Raw genomic sequence first — 20,804 nt, forward strand, 5'->3', positions numbered from 1 at the left:
GACGTTTGACGGCAACAACAGCATGACATCCACCTTCCCCGTCTACATTCACTGAGGATTTCGATGATTCAATTCTCCGTCGCCGCGTCCAAAGGTGACCCATCATGGCGTCCTGGGTGGGCCCCAGTGGACGCGGGCACCTGGGAACCCATTGCCATGCGCGAGGTGGGGCAGAACGGCTTCATCTCAATATTCTTCAAGGTCGACATCCAAATCGTTGTTCGCGAGTCCGGCTTTCTATTGGAGGGTGACAATTTTCCGGCACTCGACTTTGCGTTGATGCTGGAATGCGCAAGCCGTGAACTCCGGTCGTCGGGGCGCAGTGAGGTCCCGGCGACCGCGTCCCCACGTAGCATCTCGCTCACCCTTCACGATGACTCCGTCGAGCTATCGACCAACTTCAGTGAAGGTGTGGTGATGTTCTCTCTCGAGGAGTTCGACAATTTCGTCTCAGACTTCCTCAGGGCGACACTGTCGCTCATGTACGAAGCGCACGAAGAGCTGCGCGAGAACCGTTATCTTCTGTCACTGTCACGAGAGCTCGGCATCGATCGGACGCTTTGATCAGTTCCATAACACTAACCCTCAACGCAATCGAAGGAAAGTGCGTCCGCAAGGACTGCATGAGTCTCGGCTGTATCTCGTGAGACGGCCTCTGGGTTCGACAAGATCGGTGATGGAACTATGTTGGACAGTGTGATCACGGTTTGTGACGTCACGGTGCGTTCCGGCACGCTCGTGGTATGCGACCCTGGCTATCTGTTCGAGTGGGAACAGAACCCAGAGCGTACGAAGGCCGCCGCCGTGGAAGCGGCGAACGGCGGCGGCGGTGCCTTCCATAGGGAGTATGTGTCCGGAGTAGCCATACCAGTGCCAAGGGATCGTTCGTTCCTTGTCCAGCTTCGACTCGAGCCTGACGAACGAACACCGTCGGCGATCGAGTTGGTCTTGTCCTCGCTCGAGACCGCATCCGAGGATGAGATAGGCCCGGTGTCAGTGGACTGCGCACGAGTGATCTTCGCAGATGCCGAGGGTCTGACCAGTTGGAAGCACGAGGAGCCCCTTGACGGTCTGGCCGACGTCGCCTTCTGGGGGCGACACAAGGATCGAGCGCGGCAGGCCTTCGGTGGAGACGACCTGCCCGACGGCACATTCGGCTGGTCGGACTTGCCGGTCACCGTCGCTGTTGCTCGCCTGAAGGATCTTCAGTCGTGGGTTAGTGCCGAACTGGACGGCCGAGGCGTTGTCGCTGACCTGCGCCCGCATTCGGACCATTACCGACTCCTTGAATCAGGCAAAGCCAGTCCGTGGGGTGCCGGTCAGCTGACAGTCGGTGGCGAGCTGATGTGTGGAGTGTTGCTGGAGTCTGGTGATGGCCAGTATCCGGTCACGGTCAGCAGGTCTGCGGACAATGTGCCCACTCGGCTACAGGTCCATGTGCGGCGGTAGCGACTCTTACGCTTGCCGCGATCGTGAACTGGAGTACTACTGACCGATGCGGACGGTCCTCTTGTCAGTGGTCCGCTCACACTGGAGTGGGGACTCGGAGTGCGGGCGGCCGTCGAGGTAGGGCCAGGAACAGGACCACTCGCCGGAGTTCCAGAACAAGCCCTGTCCCTGGGCCTGGCCAGCCTTCACCGCAGCCTGGTACCGGTCAGCGATATCAATGGCGGCCGGACAGCCGATCTCACCGCTGACGTCCGTCACCTTCGATGTGCCGTCGCGGCAGACGACAGGGTCGCGAGTGCATTTCGCCCCCCACCGCTGCCATACGTCCTGCGGCACAGTCCCGCAAGGTAGCAACGTTCCAGCTACGCGCTGTTGCCACGTGTGGTTGTCGAGTTCGAAGACGACCAGCAGGTCATCGTTGATCTTGGGATCCGTGTTCGCCTTCGCGAGCACATAGCGGTCCTGGCACTTGATGTCGAAGTAGTGCGCCTTGCTCGACACTGGGTACGCGGCCTTGAGGACTTCCGGGGTCACCGACTCACAGGGGGACTTGGGTACGGTCACCTCGGCGGCGGCGAGGTCGGTAGGAACCGAGAGTTCCTTGACCGTGGTCGTGAGTTCCGCCGCGGTCTGGGTGAGTTTGGGTGGCTGCGCGTCGGTGGCGGATGCGATCACGGCGAGGTTCTTGGCTTGGTCCACCGTCAGCTTGTGACCCACGAATCTGAAGTCGATGTGCACCCCGGCCTGTGACGAGTGCTCCTTGATGAGCGCGCGGATCGCGTTCTCGTCCTTGCCGCAGGCGTCGCCGCCATCGCGAGCAACCACCACGACGTGGTTGCTCTTGGCGCCGCGGAACGGGTAGGTGTGCGAGAAGTCATCGATCGCCGCGAGGACGCCGCTGAGAAGGGTAGCTCGGCCACTTGGCACGACCGCGTGGGCGGCTTCGCCGACCTGCCTGGCCTGGTCGGTACCCGTGGAGACGAGTTCCGTGGTGTTGCCCGTCTGGTCGCAGGCACCGCCGAACCGGCGCAGTGCCAGCGCTTCGTCGTGCGCGGAGTTCTCGGCTGCCGCGGCGACCGCGTCGGCGACCTCGCGAAAATCGGAGTCCGACCCGGACCCGTCGATGAGGAAGGACGTGCGGTGGTCGGGCGTCAGGTGGATGACGAGCCCGCCCGTGATCAGTCCCAGAACGACGAGGACTCCGACCACACCCCACAACCAGCGCTTCACCGCGTGCCTCCGGGTCCTTGTGCACGCAGCTGCGTGAGCGCGTCGATCATGTTCCGCGCCTGGGCATCGTAGCCATCGGCGGCACGGGTGTGGGCCGCCGACGACGGATTGAGATCACCAGTCGGAGACTACGTCCAGGCAGGATCACGGCCGGTCAGGCCGAGGATGCGGTCCAAGGTGGGTGCGTCGGCCGACATCGCGACCTCCGGCCCGTACATACCCATCTCCCGCCCCTGCTCCACGCCGGCGAACACCGTGTCGAGCAGATGCGCCAGCAGGTCGGCGGGCAGTTCCAGCCGCTGCCCGGTCGCGACCGCGAGGTCCCAGCCGTGCACGGCCAGCTCGCCGACGATCATGTCGCCCATGACGGGCGCGGGCAGCGTGTGCGGCGTGCCCATGCTCGTCTCGCCCTCCCATGCACTCGACGGGGCCCACGACGACGTGATGTCGTGCAACAGAGCTAGCAGGCTGCCGCGCCAGCCGTCGGCCGCCAGGTCCACATCGGACTCAGCGGCAGCCGGCTGCGGAACGGACTCCTTGCGGCCGGCGCCGGCGAGCGACGGACCCCAGAACAGGAGGTGGTTGACCAGTGCTCGCACGTCGTACTCCGTGCACGGAGTCTTGTTGTCGAGCTGGTCGTCGGTGATGGTGCGGGCGACCGCGGCCATGGCCTCGGCCGCATCAGACAGGTGTGACATGACGGCAACGCTAGGCGGCGCGGGCCGCGGGGTATTGAACAAAGGCGACATACACTTTGCCGTGTGGGGCGGGACGATCGTGAGCTGCGGGGCGCGTGGACCAGGTATCAGCGCCATGCGTTCCACGACCCGTCGCCTGCGCTCGCGCCATGGGTGGAGCGGTACTGGGAGGCTCGCTGGGACTACGCCGAGCCCTACCGGCAGAAGATCGTGCCGTATCCGAACGTGCACCTGTCCTTCGGCGGCGGCGGCCGCGCGGACGTCAACGGCGTGTGCAGCGGCTACCAGATCAAGGTCCTCGAAGGCCGCGGCCAGGTCTTCGGCGTCGCGTTCCGGCCGGGCTGCTTCCGCCCGTTTCTCGGTGCCTCCGTCTCGACGATCACCGACTGCGTCGTCCCGGCAACCGAGGTGTTCGGCCCGGACCTGCCCACGACGCTCGATGCGCCGACCGTGGACGCGTTCCTGCTGAAACACCTGCCGGACGACGATCCTCGGGTGCGCCAGGCGGCGGCCGCGGTCGAGCTGGTCGCCAAGGACAAGGCCGTGACCAGGGTCGAACGCCTCGCCGGCGAGTTGGGGCTGAGCATGCGGGGGCTGCAACGGCTGTTCGCGGAGTACGTCGGCATCGGGCCCAAGTGGGTGATCCGTCGCTACCGCCTGCACGACGTGACCGCACGCATGGCCGCGGGCGGGGTGATCGACTGGGCCGCGCTGTCGGCGGACCTCGGCTACGCCGACCAGGGCCACTTCATCCGCGACTTCAAGAGCATGTTCGGCGAGCCACCGACCTTGTACGCACAGCGGTATTAGGAGCTGTTTGGGGTTCGGGTCTTGGTGTGGCCCGGTGGGGTGCCGGTAAGGGCTTGGCCTAGCGGATCAGGCCTCGGCGGCGGGCTTGGGCAATGGCGGCGGTACGGCTGTCCACCTCGAGCTTGCCGAACACGTGCACCAGGTGCGACTTCACGGTGGCCTCGCTGATGAACAGCCGCTTGGCGATGTCCCGGTTGGACAGTCCCTCCGCGACCAACACCAGGATCTCGATCTCCCTGCCGCTCAGCGGCGGCGCCGGGGTACGCATCCTGGTCAGCAGCCGGGAGGCCACGTGCGGCGCGAGCACCGTCTCGCCGCTGGCCGCCGACCGGATCGCTCGCACCAGGTCGTCGGGGTCGGCGTCCTTGAGTAGATAGCCGGTCGCGCCCGCCTCGACGGCCCGCAGGATGTCCGCGTCGGCGTCGTAGGTGGTGAGCACGAGCACCCTCGGCGGGGTGGGCCCGGCCAGGATCTCCCTGGTGGTGTCCACCCCGTCCATGCCCTCGCCGAGCTGGAGGTCCATCAGCACGAGGTCGGGCGTCCGGAGTCCGCTCAACCGCACGGCCTCCTCGCCGGACGCGGCCTCCCCCACCAGCTCGATGTCGGCCTGGCCGGACAGCAGGGCGCGCAGACCCGCCCTGACGACGGGATGGTCGTCCACCAGCAGCACCCGCACGGTCCTCGTCACGACCAGCCGCCCACCGGAATCGTCGCGGCCACCGCGGTGCCCTCGTGCGGCGCGGACTCCACCACGAGCGCGCCGCCAAGCTCGGCCAGCCGCGTCCGCATCGCGCGCAGCCCGAATCCGCTGTGCGCGGTGGTCTCGATGCCGCTCGGGTCGAAGCCATCGCCGTCGTCCACCACGTCGAGCGACACCGCGTCGGGCAGGTAGGACAGCGTGACCACGACGGTGCCGGCGTTCGCGTGCTGCCGGACGTTGGCCAGCGCGCTCTGCGCCACCCGCAACAGCGCCACCTCGTGCGTGGTGGGCAGCGGGAACGGGGTGCCCTCGGTGAGATAGCGGGCGGTGCCGCCGTTCTGCTCGGCCGACCGGGCGGTGAGCCGGTCAAGGGCGTTGCTCAGCGGGGTGTTGTCCAGATCGGGCGGGGCCAGCGCGCGCACCAGCCGCCTGGCCTCCGCGAGGTTCTCGGCGGCGACCCGCTCGATCTCGTCGAGCGACTCGCCCTGCGGCGCGCCCTTGCGCGCGGCGCGGGCCAGCAGCACCACCGAGGAGAAGCCCTGCGCGAGCGTGTCGTGGATCTCCCTGGCCAGCCGTTCCCGCTCGTGCAGCACGCCGGCCTCTCGTTGCACCCGCGCGAGTTCGTCGTGCACGGCCACGAGATCCTCTTGCGCGGCAACGAGTTCGTCGATCAGTCTGCGGCGCTGCTCGCTCTCGGCGGCCAGCGAGCGGTAGACCGAGGCCATCCCTACCGCGACGGCCGCGCCGATCGACGGTCCGATGATCTGGCCGACCGGGTTGCCGCCACCGTGCGCGAGCAGCGCTAGCACCACGCCGACCGTCAGCAACACGACGCCGACCATCGCCGCGCGCACCGGCAGCAGGTGCATGTAGAGGAAGAACAGCGCGAAGACCACCCACGCGAACGCCGGTGACGCGACGACCAGCACCGCCCACAGCGCGGTGAGCACCAGCAGCCAGGTCGGGCCGACCCAGCGGCGGGACCGGTACCGCGCCGCGACGACGCCGCCCGCGTACCAGGCGAGCACCAGCGCGGACCCGGCCAGCAGCCACGGCTTCGGCCCGTCGCCGCGCAGCACCTGCACGACGCCGACCACCAGCAGCACCAGGAACACGACGTGTTGCGCCACCCGCATGAAGCGCAGGGCGGGCGACGGCTGACTCGAATGCGGCACGACGGTGACGGACATGGTTACCGACCACGGTACGTGCCCAGGGACGTCCGAACCGCTGGTGCGCCGGGAATCAAACTTTCGATGGATCTCGTGCTGCCTCCTTCGATGCGCGCCGACCAGTCCTGGCGGCGATGTGCGCGGCCGGGCGCGCGGCCATCGTGGATGGCAGAACCCAGAAGGAGCGTCATGTTCATTGCCCTACGAGATCTCCGGTTCGCCAGGGGCCGGTTCGCGCTGATGGGCGCGGTCGTCGCGCTGATCACCCTGCTCGTCGTGCTGCTCGCCGGCCTGACCTCGGGCCTGGCCCGCGAGTCGGTCTCCGGCGTCAGGGACCTGCCAGCCACCACCGCGTTCGCGTTCGGCACGCCGGCCGCCGGCCAGCAGCTCAACGTCGCCGACAGCCGCGTCGACGCGGACCAGGTGCGCCGGTGGGCCGGCCAGCACGGGGTGGCCGAGGCGAACCCGCTCGGCATCGCGCCCGCGCGGCTGCGCATCGGCGGCCAGGAGGTCGCGGTCACCGCGTTCGGCGCGGAGCCCGGCAGCGGCATCGCACCGCCGTCGCTGGCCGACGGCCGGATCGTGGCGAGCACCGCGCTGACCGACAAGTACCGCGACGGCCGCGCCGAGCTCGGCGGACTGTCCTATTCGGTCACCCCCGCCGCGACGGCCGTGTCCTTCAGCCACACCCCGGTGGTGTGGCTGCCGCTGGCCGACTGGCGGAAACTGGACGCGGCGCGCGGCGGCTACGCCAGCGTGATCGCCCTGAACGCCGACTCCGGCGCGGACCTCGCGGCCGGCGACGCTGCGGCGCGCACCGTGACGAAGAGCGGTTCGGCCGCGCTGTCCGCCGTCGGTTCCTACCAGGCGGAGAACGGCTCGCTCACGCTGATCCAGGTGCTGCTGTTCGCGGTCAGCGCCCTGGTGATCGGGGCGTTCTTCACGGTGTGGACGGTGCAGCGCGCACCGGACCTTGCCGTGTTGAAGGCGATCGGTGCGAGCAACGGCTATCTGGTGCGCGACGCGCTGACCCAGGCGATCGTCGTCCTGCTGGCCGGCGGGATCGCCGGCGCCGGCGTGGCGACCGGTCTCGGAGTCCTTGCCGCGCAAGCGGTTCCGTTCCAGGTGGACGTCACGACCACGCTGGTGCCGCTCGCGCTGATGGTCGCCGTCGGCGTGCTCGGGGCCGCCATCGCCGTCCGCCGCATCACCTCCGTCGACGCCATCAACGCCCTTGGAGCAGCACGATGAGCCTTGTCCTGCAAGGAATCCGCCTCAGCTACCCGGACGGCGACCAGCGCCGGACCGTGCTCGACGACGTGTCGCTGACCGTCGAGCCCGGTGAGCTCGCCGCGGTCACCGGCCCGTCCGGGTCGGGCAAGTCCAGCCTGCTCGCGGTCGCGGGCCTGCTGCTGCGCCAGGACGCCGGCCGGGTGCTGTTGGGTGGGACGGACGCGACGGACCTGAAGCCGGCCCAGCGCACCACGATGCGCCGGGAGCGGATCGGGTTCGTGTTCCAGCAGGCCAACCTGCTGCCCTCGCTGACCGCGACCGACCAGCTGCTGGCCGCCGCCCACCTGGCCGGCCGCCGGCCGGACTCGGCCAGGGAGCGGGCCGCCGAGCTGCTCGGCGAACTCGGGCTCGCCGAGGTCGCCGGGCAGCGGCCGCACCAGCTCTCCGGCGGGCAGCGGCAGCGGGTCGGCATCGCCCGCGCGCTGATGAACGAGCCCGCCGTCCTGCTGGTGGACGAGCCGACCTCCGCGCTGGACCGCACGCGCGGGCAGGCCGTGATCGACCTGCTCGCCGAGGTGACCAGGCGGCGCGCGGTGGCGACCGTGCTGGTGAGCCACGACCTGGCCAGCCTCGCGGCCGTCGACCGCGTGCTCGACCTGCGCGACGGCGTGCTGTCCGAGCTCGTGAGTGGACAGCGGCGCTAGCGCGGCGTCACTGTCCACTCACGACTGCTCACAGACCGACGGCGTTGTACAGGTTGCCGACCTCGACGCGGTTGAGCTTGCGGATCGCGCCGGGGCGCTGGTTGCCGAGCTGCACGCCGGCGATCGCGACGCGCACCAGCTTCTGCACCGGGTAGCCGACCGCCTCGAGCAGCCTGCGGACGATGTGCTTGCGACCCTCGTGCACGACGACCTCGACCAGGGCCTTGCCGGGCATCGAGTCGACGAGCTTGAACGAGTTGACGCTGGCCGGGCCGTCCTCCAGCTCGACGCCGGCGCGCAGCCGCTTGCCGACGTCCTTGGCGACCGGGCCGGGCACCTCGGCCAGGTAGGTCTTGAGCACGTTGTAGGACGGGTGCATCAGCCGGTGCGCGAGGTCACCGTCGTTGGTGAGCAACAGCAGGCCCTCGGTGTCCGCGTCGAGCCGGCCGACGTGGAACAACCGGGGGCCGCCGGACTCCATCCGCTCCCTGACGTAGTCGCCGACGCAGGGCCTGCCCTCGTCGTCGGACATCGTGGTGAGCACGCCCTTGGGCTTGTTGAACGCGAGGTGCACGATGTCCTCGCGGATCTCCACGCGCATGCCGTCCACGTGGATGACGGCGTTGACGGGGTCGACCCGCCTGCCCTGCTCGCGGACGACCTTGCCGTCCACACTGACCCTGCCCTCGGCGATCAACTCCTCCGAGGCGCGGCGGGAGGCGATGCCCGCCTGGGCGAGCACCTTCTGTAGCCGGACGCCCTCCTCCTCGGCAGAGGATCCAGAAGTTCGGCCGGTCCGCTCAGACATCGTCGATCGCATCCACTTCAGGCAACAGGGGAGCGATCGGCGGCAGGTCCTCGAGCGAGGACAGCCCCAACCGCTCCAGGAACAGTTCGGTCGTGCGGTAGAGGATCCCGCCGGTGTCGCGGTCGGTGCCGGTCTCCTCGATCAGGCCGCGGGCCAGCAGCGTACGGATCACTCCGTCCACGTTCACCCCGCGCACGGCGGCGACCCGCGCCCTGGTCACCGGCTGCCGGTAGGCGATGACCGCGAGGGATTCGAGCGCCGCCCTGGTCAGCTTCGCCCGCTGGCCGTCGAGCAGCAACTTCTCCACGTACGGGGCGTAGCGATCACGGGTGTAGAACCGCCAACCGTCGCCGACTCGACGCAGGTCGATGCCTCGGCCGGCCTCAGCGTACCCGGCCGACATCCGCCGCAGTGTCGCGGTGACCCTGGCGACGGGCTGTTCGAGCGCCCCGGCGAGCAGGTCCTCGGCGGCCGGGGAGTCCACCACCAGCAGCAAGGCCTCCAGCGCGCTCTCCAACGCCGAGTCCTCGGTCAGGTCCATGACCTGGCCGCCGATGGTGGGGACCACGCCGTCGGCGTCGGGCACACCCTCGGTGGCCGGCACCGCTTCCGGCATAGCTTCCGGCACGGCTGCCGGCATCGCGAACAGGGCGCCTTCCTGCGGGGTCGGCTCCGCCGGCACCTCCGGCACAGCGTCCTGCGCCGCGTCTCCCGGCGCGAACGGCTCGGTCACCCGTACTCCTCATCGTCGGTCAGGGCGCGGTCCAGCTCGGCCTCGGCGGCGGCCTGCTCGACGCTGCCGCCGACCCAGCGCACGACCAGCTCGCCGAGCGCCTCGTCCTGGTCGAAGGCGAGCACCTTCTCCCGGTACAGCTCGAGCAGCGCGAGGAACCTGGCCACCACTTCCAGTGTGTGCTCGCAGTCGGCGACCAGCTCGGTGAACGTCGCGGTGCCGAGCTCGGCCAGCCGCAGCCGCAGCACCGCGGCGTGCTCGCGCACCGACACCCTGGCCACGTGCAGGTGGGCGAGGGACACCGTCGGCGGCGGCTTCGGCCGGAACACCGCGGCCGCGAGCACCGCGAACCGGTCGGGGCTGACGCCGAGCATCACCTCGGGCAGCAGGCCGGCGTACCGGTCCTCCAGCGCGACCGACCGTGGATAGCGGCGCAGCGCGCCGGCCTCCAGCTCGCCGAACAGCGCGGCGACCTGCTTGTAGGCCCGGTACTGGAGCAGCCGCGCGAACAGCAGGTCGCGCGCCTCCAGCAGGGCGAGGTCGTCCTCGTCCTCGACGTCGCCCTGCGGCAGCAGCCGCGCCGCCTTGAGGTCGAGCAGGGTTGCGGCGATGACCAGGAACTCGGTGGTCTCGTCGAGGTCCCAGTCGTCGCCCATCGACCGGAGATGGCCGATGAAGTCGTCGGTCACCCGGTGCAGCGCGACCTCGGTGACGTCCATCTGGTGCTGCGAGATCAGTTGCAGCAGCAGGTCGAACGGGCCCTCGAAGTTGGTCAGCCGGACCGTGAACCGGCCGCTGGCCGCCGGTTCCGGCTCGGGCTCCGGTGCCGCGTCGGGTGCCGGTGTCGGTACGTCGGGTTCCAGCGCGGGTGTCGTCGCGTCGACCTCGGCTCCCTGCTCACCCGCGTCACTGCCGACCTGCTCTTCGGTCACTGCGAGCCGCGCTCGCGCCCCGAGTGCAGCCGCCGTACCAGCAACGAGTCCTCGCCGTGCTCCTCGAGGTCGGCGAGGATGATCGCCACCGCCTCACGCACCACCCTGCCTCGGTCGACGGCGAGGGCGTGCTGCGCCCGCAGCGACAGCCTGGCGTGCTCCAAGTCGAGCAGCTCCTCGTCCGAGACGTACACGGTGATCTTCGAGTCGTGCTTCTGGCGCCCGGTGCCGCGCCGTGGCGTCGCGGTGTCGGGCTCCGGCCGCCGGGGCTCCGGGGTGGTCTCCGGTGCAGCGGTCGACTCTACCGAGGCGAGCGCGTGCGGCAGGCTGGTCGGGCGGAACAGTTCGGCGGCGCCCGGCAGCGAGGGACGCCGAGTCACCGGGCGATCACCTCGCGGGCGAGCGAGCGGTACGCCTTCGCTCCGGACGAGCGGGGCGCCCAGCTCGTGATCGGCTCGCCGGCGACCGTCGTCTCCGGGAACCGCACCGTGCGGTTGATCACGGTGTCGAACACCACCTCGCCGAACGCCTCGACCACTCGTGCCATGACCTCTCGTGAGTGCAGTGTGCGGGGGTCGTACATGGTCGCCAGAATGCCGGTGATCTCCAGCTTCGGGTTCAACCGCTCCCTGACCTTCTCGATGGTGTCTATCAACAACGCGACCCCGCGCAGGCTGAAGAACTCGCACTCCAGCGGGATGAGCACGCCGTCGGCGGCGGCCAGGGCGTTGACGGTGAGCAGGCCGAGCGAGGGCTGGCAGTCGACCAGGACGTAGTCGTAGCGGTCCATCACCGGCCGCAGCGTGCGGACCAGGGTGTGTTCCCTGCCGACCTCGGCGACCAGCTGCACCTCGGCCGCGGACAGGTCGATGTTGCTCGGCAGCAGGTCCATGTCGGCGACGTTGGTGCGCATGATCACGTTCTCGACGTCGACCTCGCGCTCCATGATCACGTTGTAGATCGTCTGGTCGAGGTGGTGCGGCTGAATGCCGAGCCCGACCGACAGCGCGCCCTGCGGATCGAAGTCGACCAGCAGCACCCGCCTGCCGATCTCGGCGAGCGCCGCGCCGAGGTTGATCGTCGAGGTCGTCTTGCCGACCCCGCCCTTCTGGTTGCACACGGCCAGCACCTTCGCCGGCCCGTGGTGGGCGATCAGCGGCGGCTCCGGGATGAAGCGCAGTGGCCTGCCGGTCGGCCCGATCTCGCCTTCCTTCTGCTCGACCACGTCCTCATCGGCCGGCGCGGCGTGCGGGGCGAGGCTCAAGTCCACCGAGGCACCGCGCGGCCGCCGCTCGGCGGATGGCTGCGGTGTCGACATGGTGACCTGACTCCTTGTAGTCCTCCGACCGGTCGGAGCGAGCCTAAGCGGCCTTGTTGACAGCGGCAACGCGCCTCGCCGTGACCACACCCGCCAGGTCAGCTGGCGACCTCCATCTGGCTGACCGCCGATAGGACCACATCGAGGAGTCCGGGGAACAGGTCGTCGAGGTCGTCGCGGCGCAACGAGACCCAGCGCTGGTTGCCTCGACACCTGGTCCTGGTCACGCCGGCCTCGCGGAGCACCCGCAGGTGCTGGGACAGTGTGGACTTCGCGACGCCGACCTCGAACGAGCCGCAGAGCCGTTCGCCGTCGTCCTGGATCTGTCGGATCACCGTGAGTCTGGTCGCATCGCTCAACGCGTGGAGCACTCCGGCGATCTCGATCTCCGCCCGCACTGGTTCGTCAAGGTTCGCCACTTGTGTCGGTCCTTCCGCCGCACTGCGCCATTTCCGACCCCCCGGCGAGGGTCTGGCTCACCGCGCCCGCCCCACAACCACTGATGTTCCCGGGCCGCGAGGTCGGGCTGCAACATCTGGACCCTGGCTAGCCGACGGCCCTTGGATGGGCCGTCGCGTACACCTCGCGCAGGGTGTTGACCGTGACGAGCGTGTAGACCTGCGTCGTGGTCACCGATGCGTGACCGAGCAACTCCTGCACCACTCGAACATCCGCGCCACCTTCCAACAAGTGGGTGGCGAAGGAGTGACGCAACGTGTGCGGGGAAACAACCGCGCTGATTCCGGCGCGATCGGCCGCCGTTTTGAGCACCTGCCAGGCGCTCTGCCTAGACAGTCGCCCGCCGCGCGCGTTGAGGAACACCGCGGGGCTGCCGCGCCCCTTGATCGCCAGCGCCGGCCTCGCCCTGACCAGATACGCGTCGAGGGCCTGCAACGCGGGCCGGCCGATCGGCACGAGCCGCTGCTTGCCGCCCTTGCCGTCGAGCAGGGCGGTGCGCTCCCCCGCGTCGATGTCGTCGAGGTCGAGGCCGACGGCCTCGGAGATCCGGGCACCGCTGGAGTAGAGGATCTCGAGCAGGGCGCGGTCGCGCAGCGCCCTCGGGTCGTCGCCGGCCGGCAGGTCCAGCAGCCGCAGCACGTCGTCGACCGGCAGCGCCTTGGGCAGCCGGCGCGGCGGGCTCGGCGGGTGCACCTCGCGCGCCGGATCCTGCTCAACGATGCCCTCGCGGTGCGCGAAGCGGTGCAGCCCGCGCACGGCGACCAGCGCCCTGGCCGCCGAGGACGCCGCCAACGGGGGCCGGTCCGCGTCGCCCTCGCGCAGCGCGGCCAGGAACGAGCTCACGTCCGCCTCGGCCACCGCGCCGAACTCCGCGACACCGTGGGCCGTGAGGTGCTCCAGGTAGCGGCGCAGGTCCCTGGCGTAGGAGTCCAGGGTGTTGCGGGCCGTGCCGCGTTCGACGGCGAGGTGGTCGAGGTAGCCGGCCAGCACCGCGCGCAGCGCGGGCGCCACCTCGGCCGGTTCCGCCGCCCTGCCGGATCTTGGCGCCCTGCGGGGGCCTCGTGCGTTGTCGAGTGCGTTGTCGGGGCCTCGTGCGTTGTCGGGCCCCGGTGTGTTGTCGGGTTCCGCCGCGTTCTGCCGAAGCGATCCCACCGGCCTCCTTTGCGCGGCGGCAGGTCGCGCCGCCAACCGGGTGAGCTTAGGACTCCCCACCCGGTTGACGGCCGCGACAGGCCAACGACGCTCTAACGGTGTCGGTCGGCGAAGCGGTGCGGCCGGTCGGGCCACGGCGCGTCCGCCGGCCGGGACTGTCCGACTCCCGACAGCACCGCCTGCGCGGCGAGCAGGCCCGCCACCGCTGACGCGTTGACGATCTCGCCGGCCAGCGCCATCCGCACGGCCTCGGCGATCGGGAACCGCTCGATCACGAGGTCGGTCTCCTCGTCTCCCAACGAAATATCCCTGTCCACAGTGGACAGAACGGTCGCCAGGTACACCCGGACGACCTCGTCGGTGAAGCCAGGCGACGCCGCGACGTCCACGAGCACCGACCAGTCCGCCGCGGCGAGACCGACCTCCTCGGCGAGCTCCCGGCGAGCGGCGTCGACGTCGCTCTCGCCGGCCGCGTCGAGCAGCCCGGCCGGCAGCTCCCACAGCCTGCGGCCCAGCGGGTGCCGGTACTGATGGATCAGCACCACGTTGCCGTCCTCGTCGAGCACCACGACCGCGACCGCGCCGTAGTGCTCGATCACCTCGCGCCGCGCGGTGCCGTCACCTGGCATCAGCACCTCGTCGACCCGCAGCGCGATGACGCGGCCGACGTAGCCGTCGCGGCTCTCGACCGTGCGGAACTCGTGGCTGCCCGCCGCTGCCGCCATCAGACGCTGGCCGGAGCTGCGGAGACCTTGCCGGTGCTGGCCTTCTCCGGCAGCTCGACCGGCAGCCGGTCGGCGGCGAGGTAGTCCAGCGCCGCGCTCACGAACGCCGCGAACAGCGGGTGCGGGCGGGTCGGCCTGCTCTTCAGCTCGGGGTGCGCCTGGGTGCCCACGAAGAACGGGTGCTTGTCGGCCGGCAGCTCGACGAACTCCACCAGCCTGCCGTCCGGCGACGTGCCGGAGAACACCAGCCCCGCCTTGCTGAGCCGGTCCCGGTAGGCGTTGTTGACCTCGTAGCGGTGCCGGTGCCGCTCGGACACCTCGGTGGTCCCGTAGGCGCCGGCGACGACCGAGCCGGCCAGCAGCGTGGCGGGGTAGGCGCCGAGCCGCATGGTGCCGCCCATGTCGCGCTGCCCGGACACCACGTCCTGCTGGTCGGCCATCGTGCTGATCACCGCGTTGGCGGTGCTCTCCTCGAACTCCGCCGAGTTGGCGTCGGCGATGCCGGCGAGGCTGCGGGCCGACTCGATCACCATGCACTGGAGGCCGAGGCACAGCCCGAGCAGCGGAACGCCCCTGGTGCGGGCGTAGGTGATCGCGCCGATCTTGCCCTCGATGCCACGGACGCCGAAGCCGCCCGGCACCAGCACGCCGTCGAGGCCGGACAGCGCGTGCGCCGCACCGGACGGCGTCTCGCACTCGTCGGAGGGCACCCACACGACCTCGACCTTGGCGCGGTGCGCGAACCCGCCGGCCCGCAGCGCCTCGGTCACCGAGAGGTAGGCGTCGGGCAGGTCGACGTACTTGCCGACCAGGCCGATCCGGACCGTCTCCGACGGGTCGTGCACGCGGCCGAGCAGGTCGCCCCACACGGTCCAGTCGACGTCGCGGAACGGCAGGTCGAGCCTGCGCACCACGTAGGCGTCCAGGCCCTCGCCGTGCAGCACGCGCGGGATGTCGTAGATGGACGGCGCGTCCGGCGCGGCCACTACGGCCTCGGTGTCCACGTCGCACATCAGCGCGATCTTGCGCTTGAGGCCGTCCGGGATCTCCCGGTCCGCGCGGCACACGATCGCGTCGGGCTGGATGCCGATGTTGCGCAGCGCCGCGACGGAGTGCTGGGTCGGCTTGGTCTTCAGCTCGCCGGACGGCGCGAGGTAGGGCACGAGCGAGACGTGCAGGAAGAAGCAGTTGTCCCGGCCGACGTCGTGCCGAACCTGCCGACAGGCCTCCAGGAACGGCAACGACTCGATGTCGCCGACCGTGCCGCCGACCTCGGTGATGATCACGTCGGGCACCAGCCCGTCGGCGTCCGGCTCGGCCATCGCCCTGATCCGGGACTTGATCTCGTCGGTGATGTGCGGGATCACCTGGACCGTGTCGCCCAGGTACTCGCCGCGCCGCTCCTTGGCGATCACCTGGGAGTAGACCTGACCGGTGGTGACGTTGGCGTCGCCGGACAGGGAGCGGTCGAGGAACCGCTCGTAGTGGCCGATGTCCAGGTCGGTCTCCGCGCCGTCCTCGGTGACGAACACCTCGCCGTGCTGGAAGGGGTTCATCGTGCCGGGATCGACGTTGAGGTACGGGTCCAGCTTCTGCATCGTCACCCGCAGCCCGCGCGCGGTGAGCAACTGACCGAGGCTGGAAGCGGTGAGCCCCTTGCCCAGTGAAGACGCCACGCCCCCTGTGACGAAGACGTGCTTGGTCGTGCGTGCTTGAAGCACCAAGGAAGCTCCCCGTGGTCCATGTCCGAACTGGATGCGGATACCTGCGGGAGGACGTCGGCCCTCACCTACCCACGGGCTTTTACGTTAACACCTGGTGGACCGCACGGCCTGCGGCGGCCGCGAATATCACCTTCCGGCGTGTCACCCGGACGGCCCAGTGACCGGCCGCCGGTCGCCGCAGCGGAGAATGGTCCCTGGCCCGGGACAAGGTGCAACTGGCCGGTCAGCGACAGGGGGCGGCGATGGAGTTTCGGATCCTGGGACCGGTCGAGGCGTGGGGACCGGAGGGCCGGGCGCGGCTGGCCGGCGCCAGGCAGCTCGCCCTGTTGTCGGCGCTGTTGCTGCACGCCAACCAGGTCGTTCCCGTCGAACAGCTCGTCGACGCGGTCTGGGCGGAGGACCCGCCGCCCAACGCGGGCGCGGCGTTGCAGACGCTCGTCTTCCGGCTGCGCCGGACGCTCAACACGGTCGAGCCGTCGGCCGGCCAGCGCCTCACGTTCACCTCCGGCTACCGGCTGCGGGTCGAGCCGGACGAGCTGGACCTGGCGGCGTTCCGGGGGCACGTGCAGCAGGGCCGCGCCGCGACCAGGCTCGACGCGGCCGCCAAGGAGTTCCAGTCGGCGCTCCGGCTGTGGCGCGGCACGGCGCTGGACGGGGCGCAGGGCGGCTATTTCGCCGCCACCGTCACCAGGCTGACCGAGGAGCGGCTGACCGCGCTGGAGGAGCGCGTCGCGGTCGACCTCGCGCTCGGCAGGCACGCCGAACTCGTCCCCGAGCTGCGCGACCTGGTCGACCTGCACCGGACGCGGGAACGGCTGCACGGCCACCTCATGCTCGCCCTGTACCGGGCGGGCCGGGCGGCCGAGGCTCTACAGGCATTCCGGGAGATCGGCGCGACGCTCGCGGACGAGCTGGGCATCGACCCCGGCCCCGACCTCCAGGAGCTGCACCAGCGGATCCTGTGCGGCGACGCCGAGCTGGCGACGGTGCCGGCCGAACGACAGGACGGCCGCAACGACCTGCCCGGCGACATCGCCGACTTCACCGGACGGGAGGCCGAGCTGGCTCGGCTGGTGGCCGCACTGCCCGACCGGGCCGCCGCCGGGGCCGTGGTGATCGAGGCGATCGACGGCATGGCCGGCGTCGGCAAGACCACCCTCGCCGTGCACGCCGCCTACCAGCTGGCCGACCGCTACCCCGACGCGCAGCTGTTCATCGACCTGCACGGCCACACCACCGACCAGGAGGCCACCGAGCCGCGCGCCGCGCTGGACACGCTGCTGCGCGCCCTCGGGGTGCCGGCGGAGAAGATCCCGCGCACGCTGGACGAGCGGGCGGCGCTGTGGCGGGCCGAGCTGGCCAGCAGGCGGGCCCTGGTGGTGTTGGACAACGCCGCCAGCGCCGCCCAGGTCCGTCCGCTGCTGCCCGGCGCGGCGGGGTGTCTCGCGCTGGTCACCAGCCGGCGGCGGCTGGCCGACCTGGAGACCGCGCGGACCCTGTCGCTCGACGTGCTGTCCGCGACCGAGGCCCTCGACCTGTTCACCCGCATCGCCGGCCGGGACCGGGTGGCCGAGGAACCCGAGGCGTCGGACGACGTCGTCGAGCTGTGCGGCCACCTGCCGCTGGCCATCCGGATCGCGGCCGCCAGGCTGCGGACGCGGCCGGCCTGGACGGTCGCGCACCTCGCCGAGCGGCTGCGCGAGGGGCAGCGGCGGCTGACCGAGCTGTCCACCGGGGACCGCAGCGTCGCCGCCGCGTTCACGCTGTCCTACCAGCATCTCTCCCTCGACCAGCAGCGCATGTTCCGGCTGCTCGGCCTGCACCCCGGCCCGAACTTCGGCACCGGCGCGGCGGCCGCGCTCGCCAACGCCGACCGCGCCGACGCGGAGCGGCTGCTGGAGGACCTGGTCGACGTGCACCTGCTCCAGCAGCCCGCGCTGGACCGCTACCGATTCCACGACCTGCTCGCCCATCACGCGGAGCGGACCGTCCAGGACACCGAGCCCGAGGCCGAGCGGCGGGCCGCGACGACCCGGCTGCTCGACTACTACCTGCACACCTCGCACGCGGCCGCCCTGCTGCTCGACCCGGCGCGGCCCCCGCTCGAACTCGCCGCGTTGGCGAACGGGGTGACGCCGGAGCCGTTGACCGAGCAGCAGGACGGGCGGGACTGGTTCCAGATCGAGCGCCCGGTGCTGTTGGGCGCCGTGCGGCTCGCCGTCGACGCGGGCCTGGACGTGCACGGCTGGCAGCTGCCCTGGACGATGGTGACCTTCCTGTGGCGGCAGGGACACTGGCACGACTGGGAGACCACGCAGCTCACCGCGCTGGCCGCGGCGGGACGGCTGGGTGACCTGCTCGGGCAAGCTCAGGCGCAGCGCAGCCTCGGCACCCTGGGCGCGGTGCTCGGCGACACCGACGAGGCCACGTCACGGCTCCGCCAGGCTCTCGAGCTGTACGCCGAACTGGGCGACCAGATCGGGCAGGCCCAGACGCACCGCATGCTCGGGCAGGCGTTCGGCGGCCAGAACCGGTACGAGGAGGCGCGGCACCACACCGAACTGGCCACCGGCCTCTACCGGGAGGCCGGCAACCGCGCCGGACAGGCGAGCGCGTTGGGCGACACCAGTTGGTGCAACGCCAACCTCGGCAACTATCGGGAGGCCATCGAGCAGGCGACCGAGGCACTCGCGTTGCACCGTGAGCTGGGCAACCGGCACGGCGAGGCCGCGACCCTGAGCAATTTGGGGTACTCCAAGGGAAAACTCGGGGATGTCGGTGCGGCGCTCTCGGACTACTCGGCGGCGGTTCAGCTGCATCGGGAGGCCGGGGATCGGTACAACGAGGCGCTGATCGTGGACGACATCGGGGATATGCAGTTCGCGGCCGGGGATCTCAATGGGGCTCGGGACGCTTGGGAACAGGCGTTGGCGATCATGGACGAGATCAACCATCGGGACGCGGAGAGCGTGCGAGTCAAGCTTCGGGATTTGGGGGTTGGACGGTAGGGCTTGGGTTTTGGGGTTGGGTTTTTGGGGCGGCGGGGGCCGTTAGTGGTTCATGACTCGGTTTTCCCAAGCCCACGCCGCGATTTCCACCCGGTTGCGGACGCCGAGTTTGGTCTGGATGCGAGTGATGTGGGTCTTGACCGTGCTCAACGAGATGAACAGTTCGGCTGCGATTTCGTTGTTGGTACGGCCTTTGGCGATGCTGCGGGTGATGTCGAGTTCGCGTTCCGAGAGCCGGGTCGCCGCTCTCGTGGTCCTGCGGCGGTGCGCGGTGAGCTGTTGGAGGAGCCGGACGGTGATCGACGGCGAGATGAGGGCGTCGCCGGTGCTGGCGGCGCGGACGGCTTCGATGAGCAGGCCGGGTCCGGCGTCCTTGAGTAGGAAGCCGACCGCGCCCGCCTGCAACGCGCCGTAGACGTATTCGTCGGTGTCGTAGGTGGTGACGATGACGACCCGCAGTGGGTTGGGGACGTCGGGGCCGGCGAGTGCACGCGTGACCTCGATGCCGTCCAGGCCGGGCATGCGGATATCGACCAGACACACGTCCGGCCGCAGGTCCCTGGCCAGGGCCACGGCTTGGGTACCGTCCGGTGCCTCGGCGGCGACGGTGATGTCGGGTTGGCTGTCCAGGATGAGCCGGAACCCGCTGCGGACCATGGCCTGATCGTCGGCCAGCAGAACCCGCAGGCTCATGACCTGCTCAGCGTGGGGACGGGGAGACTGACATGAACCGCCCAGCCGCCGGATGGCCGTGGCCCGGCGAGCAGTCGCCCACCGAGTGCTTCCACCCGTTCGCGCATCCCGACCAAACCGTAGCCACCGCCCAGACGGGAGGGATGGCTGGCGCTGTGTCCGGTGCCGGGGGCGTCGTCGGTGATGTCGACGCGGACCTGGCGTGGGTCCTGGTCGATGGCCACGGTGACACAGCGGGTGGCGGGTGCGTGGCGGGTGATGTTCGTCAGCGCCTCCTGGACGACCCGGTACACGGTGTTGGTCACCTGCGGCGGCCAGTCGGCGACCGGTGGGTCGGCGGGCAGGCGTAGGTCGACCGCGGGGCCGTGGTGGGCGAAGCGCTCGACGAGCCGGCTGATCGGTTCGGGCAGTGGCGAGACGCCGGGTGTGTCGTCCGGGCTGCGCAGCAGCCCCACGAGCTGGCGGATGGCCGCCAGCGTGTCCAGGCCGGCGGTTTCGATGCTGCCCAGTGCCGACAGCAGCGGTGTGGTGTCCTGGCCGCCGGTGAATCCGGCGGCCTGGGCCTGGACGACGATGCCGGTGACGTGGTGGGCGACGACGTCGTGCAGTTCCCTGGCCAGTTCCAGGCGTTCCTCGCGCCGCACCGCCTGGAGGGTCTGCTGGCGGCGGACGGCGAGGTAGCGCAACCACACGCCGACCGCGAGCGCCGCGGCCCACGCGGTCGCGCCGGACATCGCGTGCAGGGCCCGGTTGTCGAAGAACCCGGTATCACCAACCGTTTCACTGACCGCGATCACGCCGATGCCGGCGACACCGATGAGCACAGCCGGACGTGGCGGCAGGGTCCGTACGGCGTCGGCACCGAGCACGAGCAGGCCGACCAGCCCGCCGCCGAACAGTGGGTCCGGCGGCATATCACCCAGCGCACCGACGACCCCGGCCGCCGCGAACAGGACCAAGCCGGCCACGGCAGTCTGGGTCCGGTGATGGCGGCGCAGCAGAGCCGTGGCGCACAAGGCGATGCCGACGACGAGACCGAACGGCCAGCGCGGGTCCGTTGCGGCGTGGACCAGCGCGACGGCGAGGATCACCCCCGCCATCACCAGACCGAGGGTCATCTCGGCCCCGGCGCCGGTCCCGATGCGGCGGGCCACACGCTCCAGTGTGTCCATACGCCCAGGCTATGGCGATTTCCCAGCGAGGGTGTCGGTCGAAAGTACGAATCCGCGCTCGCCTGAAACCGGACTTCCGGCCGA

The 20,804-nt window shown here is 70.4% G+C and carries 21 protein-coding genes; 6 read left to right on the forward strand and 15 right to left on the reverse strand.

What is annotated here, in order from left to right:
- The first annotated feature begins 126 nt into the window (after nt 1-126).
- Together F0L68_RS34420 and F0L68_RS34425 are read left to right on the forward strand one after the other, a co-directional pair.
- Nucleotides 127-564 carry a hypothetical protein gene (locus tag F0L68_RS34420; RefSeq protein WP_149854071.1) on the forward strand — a complete coding sequence of 146 codons (438 nt, stop codon included), beginning with the start codon at nt 127-129 and terminating at the stop codon, nt 562-564.
- 123 nt (nt 565-687) lie between these two features.
- Complete coding sequence (locus F0L68_RS34425) at nt 688-1,449, forward strand: hypothetical protein (protein ID WP_149854072.1); 762 nt, start codon at nt 688-690, stop codon at nt 1,447-1,449.
- 36 nt (nt 1,450-1,485) lie between these two features.
- Here the strand turns inward: F0L68_RS34425 and F0L68_RS34430 are convergent, their stop codons facing one another.
- Both F0L68_RS34430 and F0L68_RS34435 read right to left on the reverse strand, forming a co-directional pair.
- Nucleotides 1,486-2,679 carry a hypothetical protein gene (locus F0L68_RS34430; RefSeq protein WP_149854073.1) on the reverse strand — a complete coding sequence of 398 codons (1,194 nt, stop codon included), beginning with the start codon at nt 2,677-2,679 and terminating at the stop codon, nt 1,486-1,488.
- A 128-nt stretch (nt 2,680-2,807) separates the two neighbouring features.
- Nucleotides 2,808-3,377 (reverse strand): TIGR03086 family metal-binding protein, encoded by a 570-nt coding sequence (locus tag F0L68_RS34435; RefSeq protein ID WP_149854074.1) that lies wholly within the window; start codon nt 3,375-3,377, stop codon nt 2,808-2,810.
- A gap of 63 nt (nt 3,378-3,440) precedes the next feature.
- Here F0L68_RS34435 and F0L68_RS34440 point away from each other — a divergent pair, with 63 nt between their 5' ends.
- On the forward strand, nt 3,441-4,187 hold the full coding sequence (locus tag F0L68_RS34440; RefSeq protein ID WP_223199386.1) for a helix-turn-helix domain-containing protein: 747 nt from the start codon (nt 3,441-3,443) through the stop codon (nt 4,185-4,187).
- A 58-nt stretch (nt 4,188-4,245) separates the two neighbouring features.
- Here F0L68_RS34440 and F0L68_RS34445 read toward each other — a convergent pair whose 3' ends face one another.
- Both F0L68_RS34445 and F0L68_RS34450 read right to left on the reverse strand, forming a co-directional pair.
- Nucleotides 4,246-4,875: a response regulator gene (locus F0L68_RS34445; RefSeq protein ID WP_223199387.1), complete on the reverse strand. Its 630-nt coding sequence runs from the start codon at nt 4,873-4,875 to the stop codon at nt 4,246-4,248.
- Nucleotides 4,872-6,077 carry a sensor histidine kinase gene (locus F0L68_RS34450; RefSeq protein WP_149854075.1) on the reverse strand — a complete coding sequence of 402 codons (1,206 nt, stop codon included), beginning with the start codon at nt 6,075-6,077 and terminating at the stop codon, nt 4,872-4,874. The genes F0L68_RS34445 and F0L68_RS34450 overlap by 4 nt, the downstream gene beginning before the upstream one ends.
- 171 nt (nt 6,078-6,248) lie before the next feature.
- Here F0L68_RS34450 and F0L68_RS34455 point away from each other — a divergent pair, with 171 nt between their 5' ends.
- Both F0L68_RS34455 and F0L68_RS34460 read left to right on the forward strand, forming a co-directional pair.
- Entirely contained in the window at nt 6,249-7,310 is a 1,062-nt protein-coding gene (locus tag F0L68_RS34455; protein ID WP_149854076.1) for an FtsX-like permease family protein, read from the forward strand.
- Complete coding sequence (locus F0L68_RS34460; protein WP_149854077.1) at nt 7,307-7,996, forward strand: ABC transporter ATP-binding protein; 690 nt, start codon at nt 7,307-7,309, stop codon at nt 7,994-7,996. The genes F0L68_RS34455 and F0L68_RS34460 overlap by 4 nt, the downstream gene beginning before the upstream one ends.
- A 28-nt stretch (nt 7,997-8,024) precedes the next feature.
- Here the strand turns inward: F0L68_RS34460 and F0L68_RS34465 are convergent, their stop codons facing one another.
- From F0L68_RS34465 to pyrG, 9 genes are all read right to left on the reverse strand, one after another.
- Nucleotides 8,025-8,804 (reverse strand): pseudouridine synthase, encoded by a 780-nt coding sequence (locus tag F0L68_RS34465; RefSeq protein ID WP_149854078.1) that lies wholly within the window; start codon nt 8,802-8,804, stop codon nt 8,025-8,027.
- Entirely contained in the window at nt 8,797-9,537 is a 741-nt protein-coding gene (gene scpB, locus F0L68_RS34470; RefSeq protein WP_223199388.1) for an SMC-Scp complex subunit ScpB, read from the reverse strand. Before scpB ends, F0L68_RS34465 begins: the two co-directional genes overlap by 8 nt.
- Nucleotides 9,534-10,400, reverse strand: a complete 867-nt coding sequence (locus F0L68_RS34475; RefSeq protein WP_149854103.1) for a segregation and condensation protein A — start codon at nt 10,398-10,400, stop codon at nt 9,534-9,536. Before F0L68_RS34475 ends, scpB begins: the two co-directional genes overlap by 4 nt.
- Nucleotides 10,401-10,465: 65 nt before the next feature.
- Nucleotides 10,466-10,849, reverse strand: coding sequence for a hypothetical protein (locus F0L68_RS34480; RefSeq protein WP_149854079.1), 384 nt, complete (start codon nt 10,847-10,849; stop codon nt 10,466-10,468).
- Nucleotides 10,846-11,787: a ParA family protein gene (locus F0L68_RS34485; RefSeq protein WP_149854080.1), complete on the reverse strand. Its 942-nt coding sequence runs from the start codon at nt 11,785-11,787 to the stop codon at nt 10,846-10,848. The genes F0L68_RS34480 and F0L68_RS34485 overlap by 4 nt, the downstream gene beginning before the upstream one ends.
- Nucleotides 11,788-11,885: 98 nt before the next feature.
- Nucleotides 11,886-12,206, reverse strand: a complete 321-nt coding sequence (locus tag F0L68_RS34490) for an ArsR/SmtB family transcription factor (RefSeq protein WP_149854081.1) — start codon at nt 12,204-12,206, stop codon at nt 11,886-11,888.
- A gap of 127 nt (nt 12,207-12,333) precedes the next feature.
- Nucleotides 12,334-13,245: a site-specific tyrosine recombinase XerD gene (gene xerD / locus F0L68_RS34495; RefSeq protein WP_188316990.1), complete on the reverse strand. Its 912-nt coding sequence runs from the start codon at nt 13,243-13,245 to the stop codon at nt 12,334-12,336.
- A gap of 245 nt (nt 13,246-13,490) precedes the next feature.
- Nucleotides 13,491-14,123, reverse strand: a complete 633-nt coding sequence (locus F0L68_RS34500; RefSeq protein ID WP_149854082.1) for an NUDIX domain-containing protein — start codon at nt 14,121-14,123, stop codon at nt 13,491-13,493.
- A complete protein-coding gene (pyrG, locus tag F0L68_RS34505) occupies nt 14,123-15,844 on the reverse strand; it encodes a CTP synthase (RefSeq protein WP_438672341.1) in 1,722 nt (573 codons plus the stop codon). Before pyrG ends, F0L68_RS34500 begins: the two co-directional genes overlap by 1 nt.
- Nucleotides 15,845-16,089: 245 nt before the next feature.
- Between pyrG and F0L68_RS34510 the strand changes: the two genes are divergently transcribed.
- Nucleotides 16,090-18,855 carry an AfsR/SARP family transcriptional regulator gene (locus tag F0L68_RS34510; RefSeq protein WP_149854084.1) on the forward strand — a complete coding sequence of 922 codons (2,766 nt, stop codon included), beginning with the start codon at nt 16,090-16,092 and terminating at the stop codon, nt 18,853-18,855.
- Between the two features lie 42 nt (nt 18,856-18,897).
- On the opposite strand, the gene F0L68_RS34515 is transcribed toward F0L68_RS34510, so the two are convergent.
- Both F0L68_RS34515 and F0L68_RS34520 read right to left on the reverse strand, forming a co-directional pair.
- Complete coding sequence (locus F0L68_RS34515; RefSeq protein WP_149854085.1) at nt 18,898-19,548, reverse strand: response regulator; 651 nt, start codon at nt 19,546-19,548, stop codon at nt 18,898-18,900.
- Nucleotides 19,545-20,720: a sensor histidine kinase gene (locus F0L68_RS34520; protein WP_149854086.1), complete on the reverse strand. Its 1,176-nt coding sequence runs from the start codon at nt 20,718-20,720 to the stop codon at nt 19,545-19,547. The genes F0L68_RS34515 and F0L68_RS34520 overlap by 4 nt, the downstream gene beginning before the upstream one ends.
- Between the last annotated feature and the right edge of the window lie 84 nt (nt 20,721-20,804).

Origin of the sequence: Solihabitans fulvus (genome assembly GCF_008386585.1) — a bacterium.
Classification (GTDB): Bacteria; Actinomycetota; Actinomycetes; order Mycobacteriales; family Pseudonocardiaceae; genus Solihabitans; species Solihabitans fulvus.